The sequence below is a fragment of the Acinetobacter sp. YH12064 genome (assembly GCF_013419735.1).
Taxonomy (GTDB): domain Bacteria; phylum Pseudomonadota; class Gammaproteobacteria; order Pseudomonadales; family Moraxellaceae; genus Acinetobacter; species Acinetobacter amyesii.
Window position 1 is genome coordinate 22,243 of sequence record NZ_VOZP01000016.1, and the last position, 20,458, is coordinate 42,700.

The 20,458-nt window shown below is 37.8% G+C and carries 18 protein-coding genes and 2 pseudogenes; 16 read left to right on the plus strand and 4 right to left on the minus strand.

Translation table 11 applies throughout. The annotated features are described in order from the left end of the window. Positions 1 to 434: 434 nt before the first annotated feature. From FTU13_RS17530 to FTU13_RS14585, 3 genes are all read right to left on the minus strand, one after another. Positions 435 to 566 carry a hypothetical protein gene (locus FTU13_RS17530; protein WP_257223926.1) on the minus strand — a complete coding sequence of 44 codons (132 nt, stop codon included), beginning with the start codon at positions 564 to 566 and terminating at the stop codon, positions 435 to 437. Continuing rightward, positions 563 to 1,087 carry a helix-turn-helix domain-containing protein gene (locus FTU13_RS14580; RefSeq protein WP_180128696.1) on the minus strand — a complete coding sequence of 175 codons (525 nt, stop codon included), beginning with the start codon at positions 1,085 to 1,087 and terminating at the stop codon, positions 563 to 565. Before FTU13_RS14580 ends, FTU13_RS17530 begins: the two co-directional genes overlap by 4 nt. A gap of 388 nt (positions 1,088 to 1,475) precedes the next feature. Continuing rightward, positions 1,476 to 2,654, minus strand: coding sequence for a replication initiation protein (locus tag FTU13_RS14585; RefSeq protein WP_104442428.1), 1,179 nt, complete (start codon positions 2,652 to 2,654; stop codon positions 1,476 to 1,478). Positions 2,655 to 3,596: 942 nt separating this feature from the next. Here FTU13_RS14585 and FTU13_RS14590 point away from each other — a divergent pair. From FTU13_RS14590 to FTU13_RS14620, 8 genes and pseudogenes are all read left to right on the plus strand, one after another. Then, positions 3,597 to 4,373: a ParA family protein gene (locus FTU13_RS14590; protein ID WP_130075507.1), complete on the plus strand. Its 777-nt coding sequence runs from the start codon at positions 3,597 to 3,599 to the stop codon at positions 4,371 to 4,373. An 11-nt stretch (positions 4,374 to 4,384) separates the two neighbouring features. Beyond that, positions 4,385 to 5,296, plus strand: coding sequence for a ParB/RepB/Spo0J family partition protein (locus FTU13_RS14595; protein WP_104442427.1), 912 nt, complete (start codon positions 4,385 to 4,387; stop codon positions 5,294 to 5,296). Between the two features lie 233 nt (positions 5,297 to 5,529). Continuing rightward, positions 5,530 to 6,065 (plus strand): annotated as a pseudogene (locus FTU13_RS17665) (transposase); the annotation flags it as partial. A 33-nt stretch (positions 6,066 to 6,098) separates the two neighbouring features. Then, a pseudogene (locus FTU13_RS14600) lies at positions 6,099 to 7,061 on the plus strand (IS5 family transposase). Positions 7,062 to 7,510: 449 nt separating this feature from the next. Continuing rightward, the gene (locus tag FTU13_RS14605; RefSeq protein ID WP_180128694.1) at positions 7,511 to 8,863 is read left to right on the plus strand and encodes an MFS transporter; all 1,353 of its coding nucleotides are present in this window, start codon (positions 7,511 to 7,513) and stop codon (positions 8,861 to 8,863) included. A 148-nt stretch (positions 8,864 to 9,011) separates the two neighbouring features. Then, positions 9,012 to 10,001 (plus strand): AraC family transcriptional regulator, encoded by a 990-nt coding sequence (locus FTU13_RS14610; protein ID WP_180128692.1) that lies wholly within the window; start codon positions 9,012 to 9,014, stop codon positions 9,999 to 10,001. Positions 10,002 to 10,112: 111 nt separating this feature from the next. Beyond that, on the plus strand, positions 10,113 to 11,219 hold the full coding sequence (locus tag FTU13_RS14615) for an NAD/NADP-dependent octopine/nopaline dehydrogenase family protein (protein ID WP_180024847.1): 1,107 nt from the start codon (positions 10,113 to 10,115) through the stop codon (positions 11,217 to 11,219). Between the two features lie 4 nt (positions 11,220 to 11,223). Beyond that, positions 11,224 to 12,213 carry a 3-hydroxybutyryl-CoA dehydrogenase gene (locus FTU13_RS14620; RefSeq protein ID WP_180024846.1) on the plus strand — a complete coding sequence of 330 codons (990 nt, stop codon included), beginning with the start codon at positions 11,224 to 11,226 and terminating at the stop codon, positions 12,211 to 12,213. 127 nt (positions 12,214 to 12,340) lie between these two features. On the opposite strand, the gene FTU13_RS14625 is transcribed toward FTU13_RS14620, so the two are convergent. Next, complete coding sequence (locus FTU13_RS14625) at positions 12,341 to 12,808, minus strand: MarR family winged helix-turn-helix transcriptional regulator (protein WP_180128691.1); 468 nt, start codon at positions 12,806 to 12,808, stop codon at positions 12,341 to 12,343. Between the two features lie 147 nt (positions 12,809 to 12,955). Between FTU13_RS14625 and FTU13_RS14630 the strand changes: the two genes are divergently transcribed. The 8 genes from FTU13_RS14630 to FTU13_RS14665 all read left to right on the plus strand — a co-directional run bounded on the left by FTU13_RS14630 (position 12,956) and on the right by FTU13_RS14665 (position 20,388). Next, positions 12,956 to 14,077 (plus strand): amidase, encoded by a 1,122-nt coding sequence (locus FTU13_RS14630; RefSeq protein WP_180128689.1) that lies wholly within the window; start codon positions 12,956 to 12,958, stop codon positions 14,075 to 14,077. A gap of 18 nt (positions 14,078 to 14,095) precedes the next feature. After that, a complete protein-coding gene (locus tag FTU13_RS14635; RefSeq protein ID WP_180128687.1) occupies positions 14,096 to 15,262 on the plus strand; it encodes an acyl-CoA dehydrogenase family protein in 1,167 nt (388 codons plus the stop codon). Between the two features lie 37 nt (positions 15,263 to 15,299). After that, positions 15,300 to 15,815, plus strand: coding sequence for a nuclear transport factor 2 family protein (locus FTU13_RS14640; protein WP_180024842.1), 516 nt, complete (start codon positions 15,300 to 15,302; stop codon positions 15,813 to 15,815). 29 nt (positions 15,816 to 15,844) lie between these two features. Next, a complete protein-coding gene (locus tag FTU13_RS14645; RefSeq protein WP_180024841.1) occupies positions 15,845 to 17,122 on the plus strand; it encodes a Rieske 2Fe-2S domain-containing protein in 1,278 nt (425 codons plus the stop codon). Between the two features lie 13 nt (positions 17,123 to 17,135). Next, complete coding sequence (locus FTU13_RS14650) at positions 17,136 to 17,621, plus strand: aromatic-ring-hydroxylating dioxygenase subunit beta (RefSeq protein ID WP_180128686.1); 486 nt, start codon at positions 17,136 to 17,138, stop codon at positions 17,619 to 17,621. Between the two features lie 9 nt (positions 17,622 to 17,630). Then, on the plus strand, positions 17,631 to 18,368 hold the full coding sequence (locus tag FTU13_RS14655) for an SDR family NAD(P)-dependent oxidoreductase (RefSeq protein ID WP_180024839.1): 738 nt from the start codon (positions 17,631 to 17,633) through the stop codon (positions 18,366 to 18,368). 34 nt (positions 18,369 to 18,402) lie between these two features. Continuing rightward, positions 18,403 to 19,356, plus strand: a complete 954-nt coding sequence (locus tag FTU13_RS14660; protein ID WP_180024838.1) for a PDR/VanB family oxidoreductase — start codon at positions 18,403 to 18,405, stop codon at positions 19,354 to 19,356. Between the two features lie 72 nt (positions 19,357 to 19,428). Further along, positions 19,429 to 20,388, plus strand: coding sequence for a p-hydroxyphenylacetate 3-hydroxylase reductase component (locus FTU13_RS14665; RefSeq protein WP_019836948.1), 960 nt, complete (start codon positions 19,429 to 19,431; stop codon positions 20,386 to 20,388). Positions 20,389 to 20,458: the final 70 nt, after the last annotated feature.

The window sequence follows — 20,458 nt, forward strand, 5'->3', positions numbered from 1 at the left end:
AATCCCTTTATCAGAATAAGTGTGATTGCGTCAGAGCAAGCCTGGTAGCTGTGCTTATAGTATCTTAGGATCAATTTTTTGCTTGATTAGTACTTGAAAATACAAGGACGAAGATTGTACGGAGATTTTAGGTGCAGGCTTCTTCATCTGTAAATTATATTATTGAGAAAGCTTTAAAAAAAAAGCTTCGTCCAATTTTTTTTTACATGCTTAAAAACAAGTATCTATAAATATTTTATGCAAATAAAAATGAAATTTTATTCTATTCTTAGATTAGCATTTGAAGTGCAACACCATGCTCTTACCATAATACCTGACTCGGACTTCCAAGCCGAGTCTCTTTCTTGGACGATGATTGATACGATCAGTGATTTCTGAGATGTATTCATCTGTATACTGATTTAAGTTCCTTCCTTTTCTAATGTATTGTCTGACTAAGCCATTGGTATTTTCATTTCTGCCTCGCTCCAAGCACTATAAGGATCTGCAAAATACAAATCTATTTCTAATGCTTGAGCTGCATATTCATGCAGACTGAACTCCTTACCATTATCAGCGGTAATCATTTTGAGCTGATCTTTTTCGGCTCAAGTAAACTGATTGTTGTTTGGCAGACTTCCTCTGCTTTGCCTGACCTACACTTCTTCAACCACAAATAACCTGTTTTGCGATCTACAATCGAGACCAATGATTGCTGATGATTCCTACCCACAATCGTATCTATCTCTAGATCACCAAAACGATGACGGCGTTCAATCTCAATCGGTCTATCATGAATGCTTTTACGATTAGCCAGCTGACCACGAGATGCAATCTGTTCAGGACTCCCTTGGAGTTCAAAATAAAAGATGACATGTGTCCATATTTCATCAGGGATTCTTTTGGGATTGTAGCAATGGCGTCTTAAAGCGAGTTGATTAGCATGTTTAGCGAAGTAACCATTTCTCGCTCGATTACGATTAATTTCTCTAGGAATAGTGGAAGGTGAACGATTCAGTCTCCAAGCAATGTAACGTTTAGAAAATCCTTCACGTAACAATGTAGAAATCTGATATCTTTCTTCTTGGGTAAGATGAGTATAGTCCATGATACAACTTTGACTTTGGTCGGTCGAAAGCAAAATGCTAGCTTATTTTGCTTCTTTACAATAATTTAATCTCTGTTGCACTTCATTTGAGAATCTAAGATTTATAAATTAATTCTTTAGAAAAATGGTGATTTAAATAGAATTCCTTCATCATATTAACTACTAGATCGCCATTTTTCATCTTAAATTTAATATTCAATCATATCGATGATAAAATCCACTTTATCTAATTTCAATATTTATTTCAAAAAATACTCTTATCACCTTTAGCCTACAGATCGTTTATGAATTAGATCAATATGTCGTAAAATTGTTTTTCTAATTAAAGTTATAAGTGGTTTCTTTGAACTAAGAATAGCCGATAAAAGTGTAGCAAGTTGCTACACTCCTAAATAATATCCTTTCCGAAAATTTCATTTAGACGATCCTTGATGTCTTCCACAAATTTACTATCAGTTTTCAATTTATTTTTCATTTTTCGCTTAAAGTCACTTAAGCTCATTCCTACTTCAGCAAAATCCATTTGAAATAATGAATCATTGATAACAACGTTTGCTTGAGAGTCTGTGAGGCAACCTACAGTCTTAAACCACTTTTCAAGCTGTAAATAATTAGCATCATCATTAAAAATATACCATGAACGTACAGTGGTATCGAATTTTGCACCTAGATCTTTTACCTCAGCATTATCTTCAAATGGAACATCTAAGTAGATCTTTAATTTTTCGGCCTTTTTATTTTCAATTACAGGCTTTTCAAAACCACGATGATGTAGTTTAAATTTTACGCCTACAATAGGGCGTCCTTTTTTAATGGTTTCATATTCTAACTGTAGATCGGTGTTTTCATTAATTTCAGCTACAATTTTATCTAATACATAACGTCGAAAATCGACCCAACGGTCATATTTAGTTTCATTTATATCAATTAGAGCTTTGAGATTCTCTAATAATAATGGAACTTCATAGATTTCTTGAGTCTTAAATTTGAATTCGTTTTTTATGAAATAGGTATAAAGACTCATACTTGCAACTGAATCTAGAGCAAATAAATGTTTTAGTTGGTATGTCGTAAAATTACCACCAGCTAATTGAGTAAAGTAAGGTAATACTTCACTGGTAAATCTGATTTGAAGTGCATTCTTTGAATCATCTTCCCATCTTAACTCACGGATAATAGGGACAACCGAGTGAACTCTTTTAGTCTTTTTCTTTATATCATCTACAGGTTCTTCAATTACAAAATGCGCCACACGGGATGAAAGTTCTTTGTAAATTCGATCAATGGCTACATTAATTGAATTTCGCTTACTTAATCCCAGTAATTCAGCTAAATCATCTTTATACAGATAGATGTATGTTTGTTCACTAATCTCTTTATCGATATGATTCTTCTCACCGTAATTGGCAACAGCCATCGCATATAAAAGTGCTTTATATTCATTCGCTGACAATTCAATAGGTCGTATCAAACGATTACTAGTACTTACAACCCCATTGTGACGAATATTACCTATGCAGTACGGGATTGAATCCAGCTCTTCTTTGTTATGGCTTAGTTCTGACATAAAGTGTATTAACTATTTTAAGTGTGCTTAACTTGATTATGCATGTTATATAAAAAAGTGGAAAAAGATTCAACACTTTCACCTAAAAAACCTAAGGTGGAATACTTGTCACCAAATTTAGGTAAAAATCCATTAAAGTGGAAATATATTTTTAAATTCCACTCCAAGATGACAAACACTCCACTTTTAGATGTTTTTGATTCTTTATAGAAATACGGATTGATGAATAAACACCCATAGTGGATTTTAAATAATCAATTAACCTATTTCGATATGACAAGTTTTCCACCTTTAAAAACGCAGATCACTGAAAAAAAATATCGAGTTTAGTCATAAGAACAAAATATCTGCATTCTAGGGTGAGTGCGTGAAATTCTTTCCACTCTTAGATCAATGAATATATCAAAAAATGGGGTAGTAAAAAAAAGTCTTGCAACTTTATCCACAATATTATTTTTGTAAGTGATTTTTTTTCCACTCTTGCACTTAAATTAATTAAGTTATCAACATTATAAATAATTGTTTTATATATATTTTAAATGATAATACATATATTTTATAATTAACAGTGAAAAACATTCCACCATAGTGACAAATACTCCACTTTTAAGTGACAAATACTCCACCTTACAGTGACATATATTCCACTTTTAAGTGATCATCTTTCCACTTATAGAAGACAACTCTTCCACTTTAAGATGACAAACCCTCCACCTTAAAGTTGATATAGTATTGTTTTTAAATGAAAAATATCAACTTAATTATTAATTAACTTAATTATTAATTACTATTAATTATTAAATAAGCTAGCTATATAAAACTTTAAATTTAAAATTGCTTTAGCGTTATACAAATGACTGTTTTAAATTTAAAAGGTGTAGTAACTTAGCCCAAAGTTATTTATATTAATAGTAATTGTAAATATAGAATGATTTGACAAGTATGTCTGCAAAAATTATTGCTGTTGCGAATCACAAGGGTGGTTGTGGTAAAACAACAACAGTTGTTCATTTAGCCTCTGAGCTAGCAAACTTAGGAAAAAAAGTGCTTGTGATCGATTTAGATCCTCAAGCAAATGCTAGCTTGCATATTGGTTTAAAACATCCAAGTGAAATTGGAGTAACAACCGCTGAGTTATTAGTAGGTGATGTCTCATTACTTACTGACGCTTTAGAAGAAGATACTAATTTTGATAATGTTTCACTAATTTATGGTTCTCTCAATTTAGGAAAAACTGAGGACCAATTAAAAGAAGATGCGCCAAGACCATCAGAAGAACTCACTACAAAATTAGAACTATTAAAAGATCTTTATGATTTTATTTTAATTGACTGCCCTCCAAGTTTAAAACTATTGACGAGTAATGCTTTAGCATCTTCAACACATGTAATTATCCCGATTGAATCTGGCTCACAATATGGTCTATATGGTGTTACAGACTTACTTAATCATTTAGAAAAAATAAAGCGAATCAATCCGGAGCTACAATTATTAGGTGCACTACTTATTAAGCACGATGAGAGACAAAATGTTTGTAAACTCATTCGTGATGAAGCATTTAAGCAAGTGGGCTATATTATGGAAACGACTATTCCACAAAGTACAAAAGTAAATCAAGCCGCAATTATGCAGCAGTCTTTACTTAAGCTAGACAAAAGTGGAAAGGTTAGAAAGGCTTTTGAAAGTTTAGCTAAAGAAGTTTTAGCTAAAGTTAACTGATTGAGAATTTTATGGCAACTGCAAAAGAACTTTTAGCTCAAAAGCTGAAACAAAATACTCAAAAGCATCAATTAGCTCAAAAAGATAATATCAAGGAATTAAAGGAATTTAGACGAAATGTCCCCATTGAAGACATTTCACGGAGTCCTTATCAACCGCGTAGAAAATTTGATGAGCAGGAAATCAAAGAACTGGCTGAATCGATCGATGAAGTTGGTTTGTTGCAACCCATCACTGTTCGTAAACTTGAAAATTTAAAATTTGAACTGATTGCAGGTGAACGTCGATTACGTGCGCATGAAATTCTAAAAAAATCGACCATTGAAGCAATTATTATTGATGCAAATAATGAAGAGGCTTCACTACTTACACTAGCTGAAAATTTAAAACGCCAGGATTTAACAGACTTCGAAATCTATATTGGTCTAGTAGGCTTGGATGAAAATTTAAAGAAAAATAAACAACGTTTAGCGAAGTCTTTAGGCTTAAATCGCGAAGACATGTATAAATATTTATCTTTTGAAAAGTTGCCTAAAGCCATCTTGAATGATTTGGTAAATGAGCCCCAGTTATTAGGTCGAACTGCTGCAACAGCTTTTAAAAAATTTCTTGCAGATCACGACGAAATAAAACAACGTGCTGAAAAAGCCTTGTTAACTGTTTGGACAAAAGTAAAGAATGGCCAACTTGAGCAAACTAAGGCTGTTGCACAAGCTACGAAATATCTAGTTCAAGATAATAATGACTCTCCATCAACATCGCTTGTAAAAAAAATTGAATATGCTGGGAAAGTTGCTGGAAATATTAAATTTAATGATAAGTTATTAAAGGTTTCTTTAAAAATTTCTCATTTTGATGATGCTAGTTTGGAAAAATTAGAAAATCTATTGAAAGAGTTGGTAGAGAAAAATCAAGAAGTGTAGCAACTTGCTACACTTCTTTTCTTTAAAATATGTCTGATAGTATAATCTTGGTGATACCTAGTAAAATAATTAATGTTAATTAAAAACAATTTTTTTATAATATATATTTATAAAAGTTAGATGCTGTTGACATTTGTTGTATAAAAAATAGTGAGAAAGTAAAATTCAATCGACAAACCACATTCCTTCTTGTTATGTATTACAACAATGCTGGCGCATAATCAATGGTCTAAGTCTTTAAATTATTATCAAATGATGCAAATCTAGAATAGGTTTCTATTGATGCATCTCATATGCGAGTGCATCAACATACGACCGGAGTGAAAGACCAAACTATTTCTAATAACTTTGGTGGAAATAGTTCTAAAATCCATTTAGTTGTGGATGCGGATGGAAATCCTACTGAATTTATTATTGGTGATAGCAAGCCCCATGTCTGATTTAAAGAATCAGGATTAAACTCTTGATTCAATATATTCTCAGCAACAGGCATCTTGTGTTTGATGCTTTGGATTTAAAAGAAACAGAAATATTGTGTGCAGATAGGAGTTATGTTTCAGAATTATTTAGAGAAAAATTGAGAAAACCGAAACCAAAGCAAATATACTAAAGAAATGTAAGTCTGAATCTAGTAAGCAACATATGGATTGGTGTTTATATAAAATTAGGTATTTAATGGAAAATGCATTAACAAGATTAAAAATATTTACGAGGAACTGCCAATCGGTATGACAGGCTAATGCAGAACGGCTTTGTTGCACAAATCTAACCTAGAAGGTTTATTCAGTCCTATAATTTCAAAATGAATAAATCTGCTCCTAAAACCTATCGTACAACCAACTGGTCTTCCTACAATCGTGCCCTTATTAATCGAGGAAATATTTCTATTTGGTTTGATCCAAACATTCAGTGGTATGCACAACCACAAGCCCAACAAGGTCGAAGTCAAACTTACTCAGACACCGCTATTCAATGCTGTTTAATGATCAAATCTTTATTCAGACTCTCATTACGCATGGTCACAGGTTTTGTTCAAAGCTTGATTAAACTCTCTGGATTAAATTGGATAACGCCAGATTATTCGAACATATGCAAAAGGCAAAAGTATATTGATATTGCGATTAACTATCAAAAAAGTAGTGATGGGCTACCTTGCGCAATATATTGCTCATCATAGACTCAACTGACTTGAAGTTTTTAGGTGAAGGTGAATGGAAACGTAAGAAACATGGACCAGAATATCGTCGCCAATGGCGTAAGCTTCATATTGCTATAGATGCTAAAATTCTTCAAATACGTGCAGTTCAGCTCACAACGAATAATGTCAGTGATTCGCAAGTGCTCGAAGATTTACTTGCTCAAATTTCCTTGGATGAACAAATTGATTCTGTTTATACCGATGGTGCTTATGACACAAAGCATTGCCGACAAGTCATTTTAGATCGAGATGCACATGCTGTGATTCCTCCAAGGAAGAATGCAAAGCCTTGGAAAGATCAGCAAGCGAGGTCTATAGAGCGGAACGAATTATGAAAGACAATCAAACGGCTAGGCAGATCGCTTTGGAAAAAGTGGTCTGGATATCATCATCGAAGTTTGGTGGAAACCAAGATGCATTGCATCAAATCTTACGAAGCAGTGCTTCTCAGGTGAGAAATTAACAGCAAAGAGTTTTCCGAGTCAGATGAATGAGATCCATGCACGCATAGCCGTATTGAACAGATTTACAAAATTAGGGCGTCCTCACATCCAAGTTACTACTTAAATTCTGTTGAAATCAGCAGAGTACTGTCTTTTAAATCTTTGTGCAACAAAGCCTTTTTGACTCCCTTTTCCTGAGAAAGTGTCATGAGTTATTTCCTTATATGAAAGATATCCGCAAATGCAATAAATCAAAAAATCCATGTAAAATTCAATAAAATTTGTAAAAAATAATGTGATTTAAAAGATATCTAATGACAAAAACCAATCAAAAAGGTATGTTTTTATACTTAAAAATATGTAGAAATATACATGTAAAAGTGAATATATTCTATATACAGGGTCACGGAGTTTGAGGTTTTAGATTTAACAATAAATCTCGCTAGGAAGAGCGCATTAAAAGTGCTGGCGGTTAAAGGTTTATCGTGAACACATCATTTCTTGTTTTGATCAAGAAAATAAAGGAAATATGACTTATGAGGAACTTGAGTCATCATACAAGGATTGCATTACATGAATAGTTCTATAAGTGATCGAGCAGTAGTTGTAAATAAGAAATCGAGCGTATATGCATGGTATGTGGTTTTACTCTGTATGCTGGCCTATATCTTTTCATTTATTGATCGGCAAATTTTAGCTTTAATGATTGAACCCATTAAAGCCGATTTAAACCTCTCGGATACTCAATTTAGTTTATTGCACGGTTTAGCATTTTCATTGTTCTATGCATTTATGGGCTTGCCGTTAGCGTACTTGGCAGATCGTTTTTCACGTCCAAAAATTATTGCAGCTGGAATTATTTTTTGGAGCATTGCCACTGCACTTTGCGGTCTTAGTAAAAATTTTTTTCAGCTTTTCTTTAGCCGAATGGGTGTCGGTGTTGGAGAGGCCGCTTTATCACCTGCTGCATATTCCATGTTCAGTGATATGTTCAGTAAAGACAAATTGGGTCGCGCAGTCGCAGTGTACTCGATTGGCTCTTTTGTGGGCGGCGGTATCGCATTTTTAGTAGGCGGCTATGTGATTGGTTTGCTGAAAGACTTAAGCCTCATCGAAATTCCAGTTTTTGGTGCTGTAAAAGCCTGGCAAATGGCCTTTATTTTGGTTGGCTTACCTGGGATATTTATTGGCCTACTATTTGTTTTGACGGTGCGTGATCCAAAGCGTAAAGGGCAAAGTGTAAATGCAAATGGTGAAGTTGAAAAAGTTACTATCCGTGCTGCATTTACATTTTTGAAAAAGCATCGTAAAACCTTCACTTGCCATTATTTAGGTTTTACTTTCTATGCAATGGCTTTGTATTGCTTAATCAGCTGGTCGCCTGCATTTTTTATGCGTAAATTCGGTATGACGCCGACTGAAGCTGGCTATATGTTAGGTACAGTTTTGCTGGTTGCCAATACTCTCGGTGTATTTTGTGCAGGTTGGCTGAATGATTGGTTGATTCAAAAAGGTCGTAAAGATGCGCCAATGATTACCGGTGTCATTGGGATTTTCGGTTTGGTATTGCCTTTAGTGGCGTTTACTCAGGTCTCTGAATATTGGTTAGCAGTGACCTTACTCGCGCCTGCAATGTTCTTTGCATCTTTCCCAATGCCAATCTCAACAACAGCAATGCAAATGTTGGCGCCAAACCAATTGCGTGCGCAAATCTCGGCAATTTTTCTGCTGATCAGCAACTTGGTGGCAGTCGGAATTGGAACCACTTTAGTTGCATTGGTAACAGATAAAATTTTTGAGAACCCGCTGATGGTTGGAACATCTTTATCCATCGTGGGCGGCATTGCCTGCATCTTGTCCTTTATTTTATTAAAGAAAGGATGCAAGGCTTTTGCAGACAGTATTCAGCGAGAACATTCTGCTTAATGTTTTTTTTAAGTATTGGGTTCAAACGACGGCATTTGCCAAAAACTTGAATTGAACGCTGAAAAGCCTTAAGCGATAAAATATGCAATTGCCCATTATTAAGACATGGGCTTTTGCATTAAATCAATGCCGATAATGGAGTGCGGAGATGAATCAATTGCTTAATTTTAATCATTTGCATTATCTTGATGAATTTTTACTTTTCAATTCAGATGATTATCAAACCATTAAAGATCAGATCAGCCATTATTTATGTCCGCACCAGTTTGATGTTGAAGCGGTTGCCAGTTTAAATACGCGCTTAAATGGCTTTAGTTTTGGTAATTCGGCACTGTATGATTTGAAATATAGTGCGCCTGTGGCGATTACCATTGATGAGGCAGCACAAAATTATTTGTTTCGCATCACCTTGGAAGGCCAGTGCAAAGTTGAGCATGCACAGCATCAGGTATTGCAGTCGGTTGGTATTATGACCGTGACGCATCCAAACAGTAAAAACCGAATTATTACCAATCACCGTTGCCGCAATATTATTTTAAAATTAACACAGCAAGATGTTGAAACTCAGCTCTTTAAAATGCTGGGCTATACAAGTACAGAAGCTGTGATTTTTGACAGCGGCATGCCGTGTACCGATGAAGGCTTAAGCTCTATTCTTGAAACGCTGAATTATCTATGTCATGCCTATTACAATATTCAAAATTGGAGCTTTATTTCTGCAAGCTTTACCCAATATTTAATTGAATTGATTTTGTTAAAAGTCCCGAATAATTACAGTCAGCGGTTGAATGAACAGCGCCAGCGTGTATTACCTGCGTATATGAAAAAAGCCCAGCAGTATATTCAGCAGCACATTAAAGACAATATTGCTTTGCCTGCTTTAAGTGAGTATTGCTGTGTGACGGGCCGAACTCTGCAAAAGGGTTTTAACCAGTATTTTCAGCAAACACCGATTGAATATATACGCGACATGCGTGTTGAACTGGTGCATCAAGCATTGCTGAATAGCCATGAAAATGAAACAGTGACGGATATTCTGCTCAACAATGGAATTCAAAGTTTTGGACATTTTTCCACGATTTACAAAAAGCGTTACGGCTGCTTGCCTTCACAAACCTTAAAAATGCGTGCGGCCTAATGGGTATTCTAGACATTTCAGTTTCGTAAATTGAATAGTACATTCGCATATGGGGAAGTGATGAGTTAAGTAATTTTCTATGATGAATTTAGTTAATCAGGAGGATTCAAGATGAAAATTACAGTACTTGGCGGCGGTCACGGATGCTATGCAGCGGCTTTAGAAATGGCGGAAAAAGGGCATGATGTGGTGCTTTGGCGCCGCGATGCAGAGGCACTTGAAGCATTGGCTGCAACAGGCCAGCTCTTTGTCAAAGATTTTCAGGGCGAACGGTCTGTCACAGTGGGCTTTGAAAACAGTCAAATCAATTTGCAAAATAATTTAGAAAAAGCAATTACTCATGCTCAGCTGATTATTATTCCTTTACCTGCAACTACACATGTGAATCTTGCTGAACAAGCAGCACCATACTTTCAAGACGGTCAAGTAGTATATTTGCCGCCAGGTACGTTCGGAAGTTTTGTCTTTGCAAAAGCCATGAAGGACGCGGGCAATAATGCGAGAGTGGCATTTGCGGAAACAGGCACACTGCCTTATTTGGTGCGCAAACATGACGTAAATCATATTGTGGTCAGTGGTTATGCGACCCGTTTGCCGACAGGCGTGTTTCCAAGCAATTTATCTGAACATGCATTTAAAATTTTGAAACAAGCGTATCCGAGTGTAGAGCCTATCGAAGATGGATTAAGTGGTGCATTGATGAATGCAGGGCCAATTATCCACCCACCGCTGATTATGATGAATGCAGGTCCATTAGAGCATTTTGAAGCTTGGGATATTCATAATGAAGGTACTCAGCCATCAATTCGTCGCGTGACCAATCAGCTTGATGCAGAGCGTATGCGTGTCCGTGAAGCTTTGGGCTATCCAGCGCCGCATTTTCCGCTGGCTGATCATTACAATAAAGAAGGCGAAGGTGACGAGTGGATGTATGGTCGCGGTGCGCACGGCAAACTAACGGACAGCGGTGACTGGCGCGAAGACATTAACCTGCAAGAACATCGCTATATGCTTGAAGATACACGCCTAGGTTTATCCTTAATTGTTTCTGTTGGTCGTTGGGCAGGTGTACCAACCCCTGTTGCAGAGGGATTATTAAATATTGCGTCTGCGGTTACTGGTCGAGATTTATATGCTGAGGGGCGTACCTTAGAAAATTTAGGTTTGGCCCATAAATCTAAGCAGGAAATGCAAGCGGTGCTGCAACAAGGAGTGTAATGCAATGTCCAAGATTCAACACGTTGCAGTGATTGGAGCAGGACGCATGGGTAAGGCAATTGCGATTGCTTTTGCCTATGCTGGGCTTCAAGTTAAATTAATCGATGCCAAAGTACGGTCGGAACAAGAATTTATCCAATATCAGCAGCAAGTTCAGCAAGACCTTGCTCAAGAGTTAACTTTGCTCCGGACTATCCAGTTTGTGCAAGCCGAACAAATTACCGCGATTCAGGCGAATATCCAAATTTTGGCCAAATTAGAGTCGACTGAGTTTTTAACGCAGTGTGATTTAATTATGGAAGGCGTGCCTGAACAAACTCAGGCCAAACAGGAAATATTCAGCTGGTTAGATCAGTATATTTCACCGCAGTGTATTGTGGCTTCGACAACCTCTACATTTTTAGTCACGGATATTGCGCAAATGCTGTCACATCCTGAACGAGTGGTGAATGCGCACTGGCTGAATCCTGCTTATTTAATTCCGTTGGTCGAGCTGAGCCGCTCAGAGCAAACTTCTGATGCTGCGGTTGAACAGCTCAAGTCCTTCCTCACTGCGATTGGTAAAGTTGCTGTTGTATGTAATGCAAAAGCAGGGTATATCGTCCCGAGGATTCAAGCCTTGGCGATGAATGAAGCCGCGCGGATGGTGGAAGAGGGTGTTGCTTCGGCTGAAGATATTGATATTGCAATCCGTACCGGCTTTGGCTTGCGTTTTTCTGTACTGGGTCTATTGGAATTTATTGATTGGGGAGGAGGTGATATTCTGTATTACGCTTCCCAATATTTACAGAAAGAATTGGGTGAACGCTATCGTACACCGCAGATCATCGAAGACAATATGCAGAATAAGCGTAATGGCTTGCGTGAAGGTCAAGGTTTTTATGACTATGAAAGCATGGATATCGATGCCTACAAACTGAAAGTATTAAATACCTTTAATCGCCGCATAGAAACCGCCGAATTAAAGCCAAAATTTAATGTGTTGAAAAATTAAATCGCTGCTTGTAAAGGTTCCATTATTTGAATAAAAGCAAAAAGCTCATCTTGGGATGAGCTTTTTAGTGCTTTAAAGACTTGAGTTTGTATTTGAATTTCATCTCAAGTATATGATTTAAAAATATTTAACTCATCGGCATTAAATCAAACATTTTCTTTAATTGAGCATTTAAGTCACTTAACTCTTGATCATCGAAAGCGTTCAAAATGCCAGATAATGTTACTTGGCTTATTTGATTGATTTGTTCAACCAGCGAATTCCCTTTTTCAGTCAACTTCACCATTGAAATCCGTTCGTCCTGATCGGATGAAAACACTTCAACAATATCATCTTCAACCAGACGGTAAACTGCTTTGGTTGCGGTGGTCAGCTTCAATGTAGAAAGATTCGCAATTTCGGTAATGCTTGCTTGGCCTAAGGCATTGGCGCTTAAAATAATTTTACGGCGAGTATTATCAATACCTAATTTTTTTATAGATTTTTCAATAAGCTGGCTGTATCTGCCATTCACTTGAGATATCCAAAAAAAAGGATAATTTTTCAAGCTGTCAGGTTCATTATTTGGCAAAAACTGTTCTAAGTGAGTAAGCATAGTCAAATTGCGACTTTATAAACAAGGTATTGGCCCATTATACAAATTATTGAAATATTTTCTTTCTTAATTTGATTAATAGTCGCTTGACAATTACACGGAATTTTACGATATTTAATTTAAGGATAAAAATACATGGAAAAGTGAATGAATATTGTGGCAAAAAATATTCAATTAGGATCAGGTAAATTAACCGTGATGGTGAAAGATTCTATAGATATTCAAGGTATTAAAACAATTTCTGGCAGCCGTGCCTTGGAAGATACTACGCCAGCAGCTCGAAATGCTGAAGTGGTCGAATATATTTTAAATGCGGACTGTACGATTACAGCGAAAACCAATTTGCATGAACTCGCTTTTGGCATAACAGGTATTAATCAGGCTTATGGCACGCCCCTAAACCCTAGGTATCCAGCGCTTATTCCTGGAGGTTCATCTAGTGGTTCAGCTGCGGCAGTGGCAGCAAATCTTGCAGATTTTACTTTAGGCACAGATACAGGCGGTTCGATTCGCATGCCCGCTGCATGTTGCGGTGTATATGGTTTAAAACCGACCTTTGGACGGGTAAGTCGAAAGGGGGTGCTTCCAGCACAAAGTTCTTTGGACTGTGTAGGACCCTTTGCTAACTCTGTTGAAATGATTGAAACCGCAATGCAAATCATTGATCCAACATTTACAGCGCAAACCTTAGAAACATCATCTAGTACAGCCCCAAAATTCGCTTGGCTCAATGTGCAGGCAAATTCTGAAGTGAGTGAATGTATTCAAGACTGTTTAAGCCAAGCAAATCTAGAGGTCGAGCAAGTCGAAGTCGAAACATTTAAAAAGGCTTTTGATGCAGGTATGCAGATTATCAATTATGAAAATTGGCAAGCCTACGGTGAGTTAACTAAAACAGGTTTGATTGGTGCAGATGTCCAAGGACGTTTATTGAAAACAGCCGAAACCACCTTGGAACAAGTGCAGCAAGCAGAACAAGTAAAAGCTGAATTTACTCAAGAAATCGATGCATTACTCAATAAGTTTGACGCTTTGCTTTTGCCTACATTGCCACAAATTCCACCTAAAGTCGCAGATGCTGAAAATACAGTGGCATTTTTAAATTTAACCAGCTTAGTGCGTCCATTTAATTTATCTGGACACCCAGCAATATCGATTCCACTCGAAACAAAACAAGGTTTACCTGTCGGACTACAGATCGTTACTAAGCGCAATGCAGATGAACACTTATGTTCAATTGCTAAATTTGTCGTGAAGGCAGCACAATAAATTACAAGGAGTTAGGTAATGAGTAATTTATCTAAGGTATTTAGTTCAGACAATGCGCAGACAGTTGATGTTGAAGCATTGTGTACAGAAATTCGTGAACGAGCAATCACTGGCGAATTTGATCAACAAGCGTATGTGAGCCAAGACATTATCGATAAGCTAAAAAAGCTTGGCGTATACCGCGCGCTTGTACCAAAACGCTTTGGTGGTTTGGAAGTTTCACCGCGTGAATTTTGTGAATTAATTGAAAAATTATCTATGGCTGATGGTTCAGTCGGTTGGGTCGCAAGTTTTGGTATGAGCCCTGCGTATTTGGGTAGTTTACCTGAAGATACATTGAAAATTCTTTATAAAGATTCCCCTGATATCGTTTTTGCAGGCGGTATTTTCCCTCCGCAACCTGCAGAAATCACCGATGAGGGAGTAGTGGTAAAAGGTCGTTGGAAATTTTCAAGCGGATGTATGGGCGCGGACATTGTTGGTGTAGGAATTTCTCCACGCAAGGACAATGAAGCACAAGGTCTACCACGTATGGCGGTGATGCCAGCAAAAAAAGCCAATGTAGAAATGACATGGGACACTGTTGGTCTTAAAGGCACAGGCAGTCATGACTTGGTGGTTGAAGACGTACTAGTGGCAAAAGAATGGACTTTTGTTCGTGGCGAGCCATCAAAATTGCCTGAACCCTTTTTTAAATATCCATCTTTGTCTTTGGCAACACAGGTGCTCACTGTAGTAGGGATTGGTGTTGCAGCAGCAGCTTTGGAAGAGTTCAAAAAACTTGCACCAGGTAAAGCATCTATTACAGGTGGTTCAGAAATTGCAAATCGTCCAGTCACTCAATATGAGTTTTCTCAAGTAGAAGCAGAGTTTAGAGCAGCCCGTACATGGTTCTATGAAACGATGGAAGTGGTATGGAATGAAGTTCTTGCAGGTGAAAAACCAACAGATCAGCAAATCAGTGATATGCGTTTGTCATGTACCCATGCCGCACGCGTAGCTGCTCGTGTAGCACGCAAAATGCAAATGTTGGCAGGGATGACCGCCATTTATACCAACAATGTATTTAGCCGTTTTGTGAATGACACCAATGTGGTGACACAGCATGCTTTTATGGGCGATGCCACTTTACAAAATGCGGGTTCAGTAAGTTTTGGTCTAAAACCAACACCTGGATATCTATGAGTATATGGAAAACAAGTGATTTTTTACGGTGAATGACATGGACTTGAGCGTAATCTTTAACCGCTTAGCAAAACTCGAAGCTGAAACAGCGATCCGTAATTGCATTAATCGCTATATGGAAATCTGTGATGCTTTAGATGCCAATACTGATTTAGATGAGCTCATGGATTTATTTGATCAGGACAGTATTTGGGAAGGCGTTGGAGAAAAATATTCCAAATCTTTTGGTCGCTATGACTCTTGGCAAGGCATTTACAACATGTTCAAAAGCTACACCGAAAAAGAATCTCATTTTGTTATGAATGCTCATTTTGTCAGCTCAGAGCAGATTTATGTAAAACAACAACAAGCCAATGCCTCTTGGCTTATGTTGCAAACCTCAACATTTCGCGACGGTCGTAGCCACTTAAATGCAGCAAAACTGAGCGTGAAGTTTCAACAACACATTGATGGTGCGTGGAAAATTAAACATTTCCAAACTGAAAATATTTTTAGTCGCCCTGTATCACACTGGAACAGTACAGCTGAATTGCCAGTACCTCACCAGAATTAAGCCAAGGATAAGAAAGAAGGATCGTGAATATGAATAGTTTAATTCCAATGCAAGATGCAGAACGTGATTATGATGCACTGGTACAAAGTGATCGTGCACATACCTCCCTATATAAAGATCCAGCCATCTTTGAAGATGAAATGGATAAGATTTTCTATAATTCATGGGTTTGGGTTGCACACGCAAGTGAAATTCCTGATGCAGGTAGCTATAAAACCATCAATATTGGTAAGCAACCTGTGGTTGCGGTACGTGACCGTAAGAAAAAAGTACATGTGTTATTGAACCGTTGCCGTCACCGTGCTGCCACTGTATGCGAACACAAAAAAGGAAAAACCAACAGCTTTGTATGTCCATATCACGGTTGGAGCTACGCACTTGATGGAAGCTTACGTGGCGTACCATCTCCTGAAAGTTATGGCGAATGTCTTGATAAATCAGAATTTCCTCTGATCAGCTTACGTGTTGAAGAATACAACGGCATGATTTTCGCGTCATTTAATCATGATGTAGAACCGCTAGTAGATTTTCTTGGTCCTGCGAAAAAGTGGATTGATTTATTCATGAAACAAGGTGCTGGCTATCCAGTAAAAGTTTTGGGTGAGCATCGTTTTACCTTCCCTGGAAACTGGAAAATTCAGTTAGAAAACACCACGGACGCTTACCACTTCCCATTGGTACACAAATCTTTCCTAAGCTCTGTCGATGAAAAAACAGAAGAACTATTCAACTTTGATAACCAACCCGGTTTTGTTGAAGACCTAGGTAATGGTCATAGTGTCATGGTGATGATTCCTGAATTGGTCGATCTAGACGAAGAACTTATGGAGCGTCCAATTCAAGAGCGTTTTGAAGATCTTGCTCAAGCATTACGTGATGAAGGTCATGAAGAACTTGAAGTGCGCCGTATTGTTCGCGCTGTAGGTGGTTCGGGCTTTAACTTAAACTTATTCCCGAACATTGCATGTTCAATGGCATTCTTCCGTGTGATGCAACCCATTTCAGTAGACAAAACAGAAATTCACCACTCAGTGATTACCATGGATGGTGGACCACAAATCGCCAACCAATACCGTCTGCGTTTACATGAACATTTCCAAGGACCATTTGGCTTTGGCACACCAGATGATGCAGAAGCTTGGGAACGCGTACAAAAAGGTGCAAGCGCAGGCGAAGACCTGTGGATCATGCTAAACCGAGGCTTACCGGGCGAAGTTAAAACTGAAGATGGTTTAAAAAGTGACGTGAGTGCGGAAACAGGAATGCGCGCTGCATATCAGCAGTGGAAAAAGTTGATGACGGCTTAAGGAGAAGAGCGCCATGAAAATTGATATTAATCTATTAAATGAAGTCACAGCTTTTGTATGGGCTGAAGCAGACATGCTAGACCATTCAGAACACGATGCTTGGTTAAGCCTTTGGAATGAAAAAGGGGTGTATATCATTCCCATCGATCCAGCACTGACAGATTACGAAAACAATCTGAACTATGCTTATGACAATCATCACATGCGTAAATTACGCATAGAACGATTGGAAAATGGAGAGGCCATTTCCACCTCTCCAAAAGCTAACACGGTACGCAGTGTGTCACGGATCCGCATTTTGAAAGATGAAGATGGTGAAATTGTTCTACGCTGTGCGCAAAACTTGCGTGAGTTCCGCAAAGAAAATTTAAAACATTATACTGCTGACGTGACCTTCCATTTGGTTCGTGATGCAGAGCAAGGTTTTAAAATTAACCGCAAAATTATTAACTTAATTAACTCTACCGATACTTTAGCGGGTATCAGTTACATTCTCTAGGAGAAGAAAATGAAACAAGTTGTTTTAGTGACTGGTGCAGCTTCAGGTCTGGGAAATGTAATTGCAGAGTATTTTGCAAGCCAAGGTCATCAAGTCATTTTATCTGCTAGTACATTGGAAAAAGCGGAAAATGCTAAGGCTCGCAGTCCAAATGCTGACAATATGTTCCCTCTAAAATTAGATATTTCAGTAGAGGACGATTTTCGAAATGCAGTGCAATGGATTGAGGAAAAATTTTCTAAACTTGATGTTTTAATCAACAACGCAACAGTGACTAAGGCAACACCTGTTTTAGAAATTACTGCTTCAGATTTTGATTGGGTCATGCAAGTGAACCAACGCGGAACTTTCCAAGCTTGCCAAATTATTGGGAAGTACATGGCCGATCAAGGTTATGGACGAATCATTAATATGGCATCGCTTGCAGGTCAAAATGGCGGTACTGCAACTGGTGCTCACTATGCTTCAACCAAAGGTGCGATCGTCACTTTGACAAAAATATTTGCCAAAGAGTTTGCTGCCAAAGGTGTGACCGTAAATGCAATTGCACCGGGACCAATGGAATCTCCAATCGTACATAGTGTTGTTTCTGATGAGAAAATGACACAATTCTTACAAAATATTCCCGTAAAGGCATTAGGTAGCATGGAATTTATTGCAGAAACATGTGCTTTATTGGCAAGTCCGAGTGCAGCTTTTGTAACTGGCGCAACGTGGGATATTAACGGTGGATTATTTATGCGTTAAGCCTTTTGCATAACGTATAAGAGGGAGAAAAATCATGACTACACTATATAAAGTTGTTGTCAAAAACCGTCGAGTTGAAGGTGAAAATGTTGCAGTCATGGAGTTTGAATCAGCAACATCAAAAGCTTTGCCTAATATTGAGGCAGGTGCTCATATTGATGTGCATCTACCGAATGGCATGGTTCGTCAATATTCACTCTGTCAAAATCCAAGCCAACATGGGGTATTTCGATTAGGTATCCTACGTGATCCTGAGTCACGTGGTGGTTCAGTATCTGCATTTAATGATCTAAAAGATGGCATGGAAATTGAAGTCAGTGAACCTAAAAATCTATTTCCATTGGTGCAAGCGAAACATAGCGTGCTAATTGGTGGTGGTATTGGTATCACCCCTTTGATCACGATGGCTTACCAATTGGCACAAGAAGGTGCCTCATTCGAGCTGCATTATTGCGGTTCAAGTCCAGAACGATGTGCATTTGTAGATGAAATTAAAAATGGTGAATTGGAAAATTTCACAAAATTTCATTTTAAATCAGAAGGTGCAAGCCACCGTGAATTTTTTGAATCGGCAATTAAAGATATAGACCCTGAAAGTCATATCTATACTTGCGGTCCAAATGGATTTATGGACTGGGTCATTAATTTAGCCGCGACGCAAAACTTTCCAGAAAATCAAATTCATAAAGAATATTTTCAAGTTGAAATTGAAACAGGTGGTGAAGCATTTGAAGTGGTCGCACAACAAAGCGGCAAAATTATCATGGTGGATGCAGAAGAAACCATTTTACAAGCATTGGCACGTGAAGGCATTGAGATAGAAATGTCGTGCGAACAAGGTGTTTGTGGCACATGTATGTGTGATGTGATTGAAGGTGAACCAGATCACCGTGATGTGTATTTTACAGATGAAGAAAAAGCCAGTAATGAACAGATTCTAGTGTGTTGTTCACGATCAAAATCGGCACGGCTGGTCCTTGATATTTAGGCTGTTAATGTAACGATAGAGCATATCAAGTTTGTGTGGAAATAGGGAAAACAAGATTCAGGAGTGAATAAAATGAATTCATTAAAAACAATGGAAAATGTCAAAATTGACCCAATGAAATTCCGTCGTGCATTAGGGAATTTTGCGACAGGTGTGACCATCATGACCGCACAAAATGCTGATGGTGAAAAAGTGGGGGTGACAGCAAATAGCTTTAACTCAGTATCACTCGACCCTGCTTTGATTTTATGGAGTATTGATAAAAATTCTTCAAGCTATCATGTGTTTGAACAAGCGACACATTTCGCTGTAAATATTTTATCGGGTTCACAAATTGAACTTTCAAACAAATTTTCACGACGTAATATCGATAAATATGAAGGTACCAGTTATCACGAAGGTGCAGGTAAAGCTCCAATTTTAGACAATTGTTCAGCGGTATTTGAATGTGAACGCCACCAGATTTTAGAAGGTGGAGATCATTGGATTATTGTCGGGAAAGTGGTGAATTTCCATGACGAAGGACGTAGTCCTTTAGTTTATCACCAAGGTGCATATTCTGGCGTTACACCACACCCACTATTGCAAGTAAAAGATAGTATTGAAGACACTGCAGATGTCGGAGAAATGCATCAAGGGCATCTATACAGTAATGTGTGTTATCTCATGAGTCGTGCATTTAAATTTTACCAAAATGACTATATTCCAAAGCAATTAGTGACAGGTTTTAGAACCAGTGAAGCACGGTTGCTCTTGGTTTTAGGCAGTGGAACTGCATCGAATAAAAATGATTTACCACGTGATATTGCGATGCCAATGCGTGAAGTAGAGCAATCAGCTGCCATCTTAGCCAAAGATGGGTTGCTTGAAGAAAGAGATGGTTTTTATCGTTTGACTGAAAAAGGTAAAAAAACAGCGCATTATTTATTTGATATTGCGGATAGTCATCAAAACGAGGTTTTAGCAAAATACTCGAAAGATGAACAGGACTCTTTTATCAAAATACTTAAAGACATCGCAGGCGTGATCTAATTCAAAAGCTATCTATAAGTTGACAGGCATTTTCTATATTTTGTCTGCCAACTTGGCTTTGATTTACGAC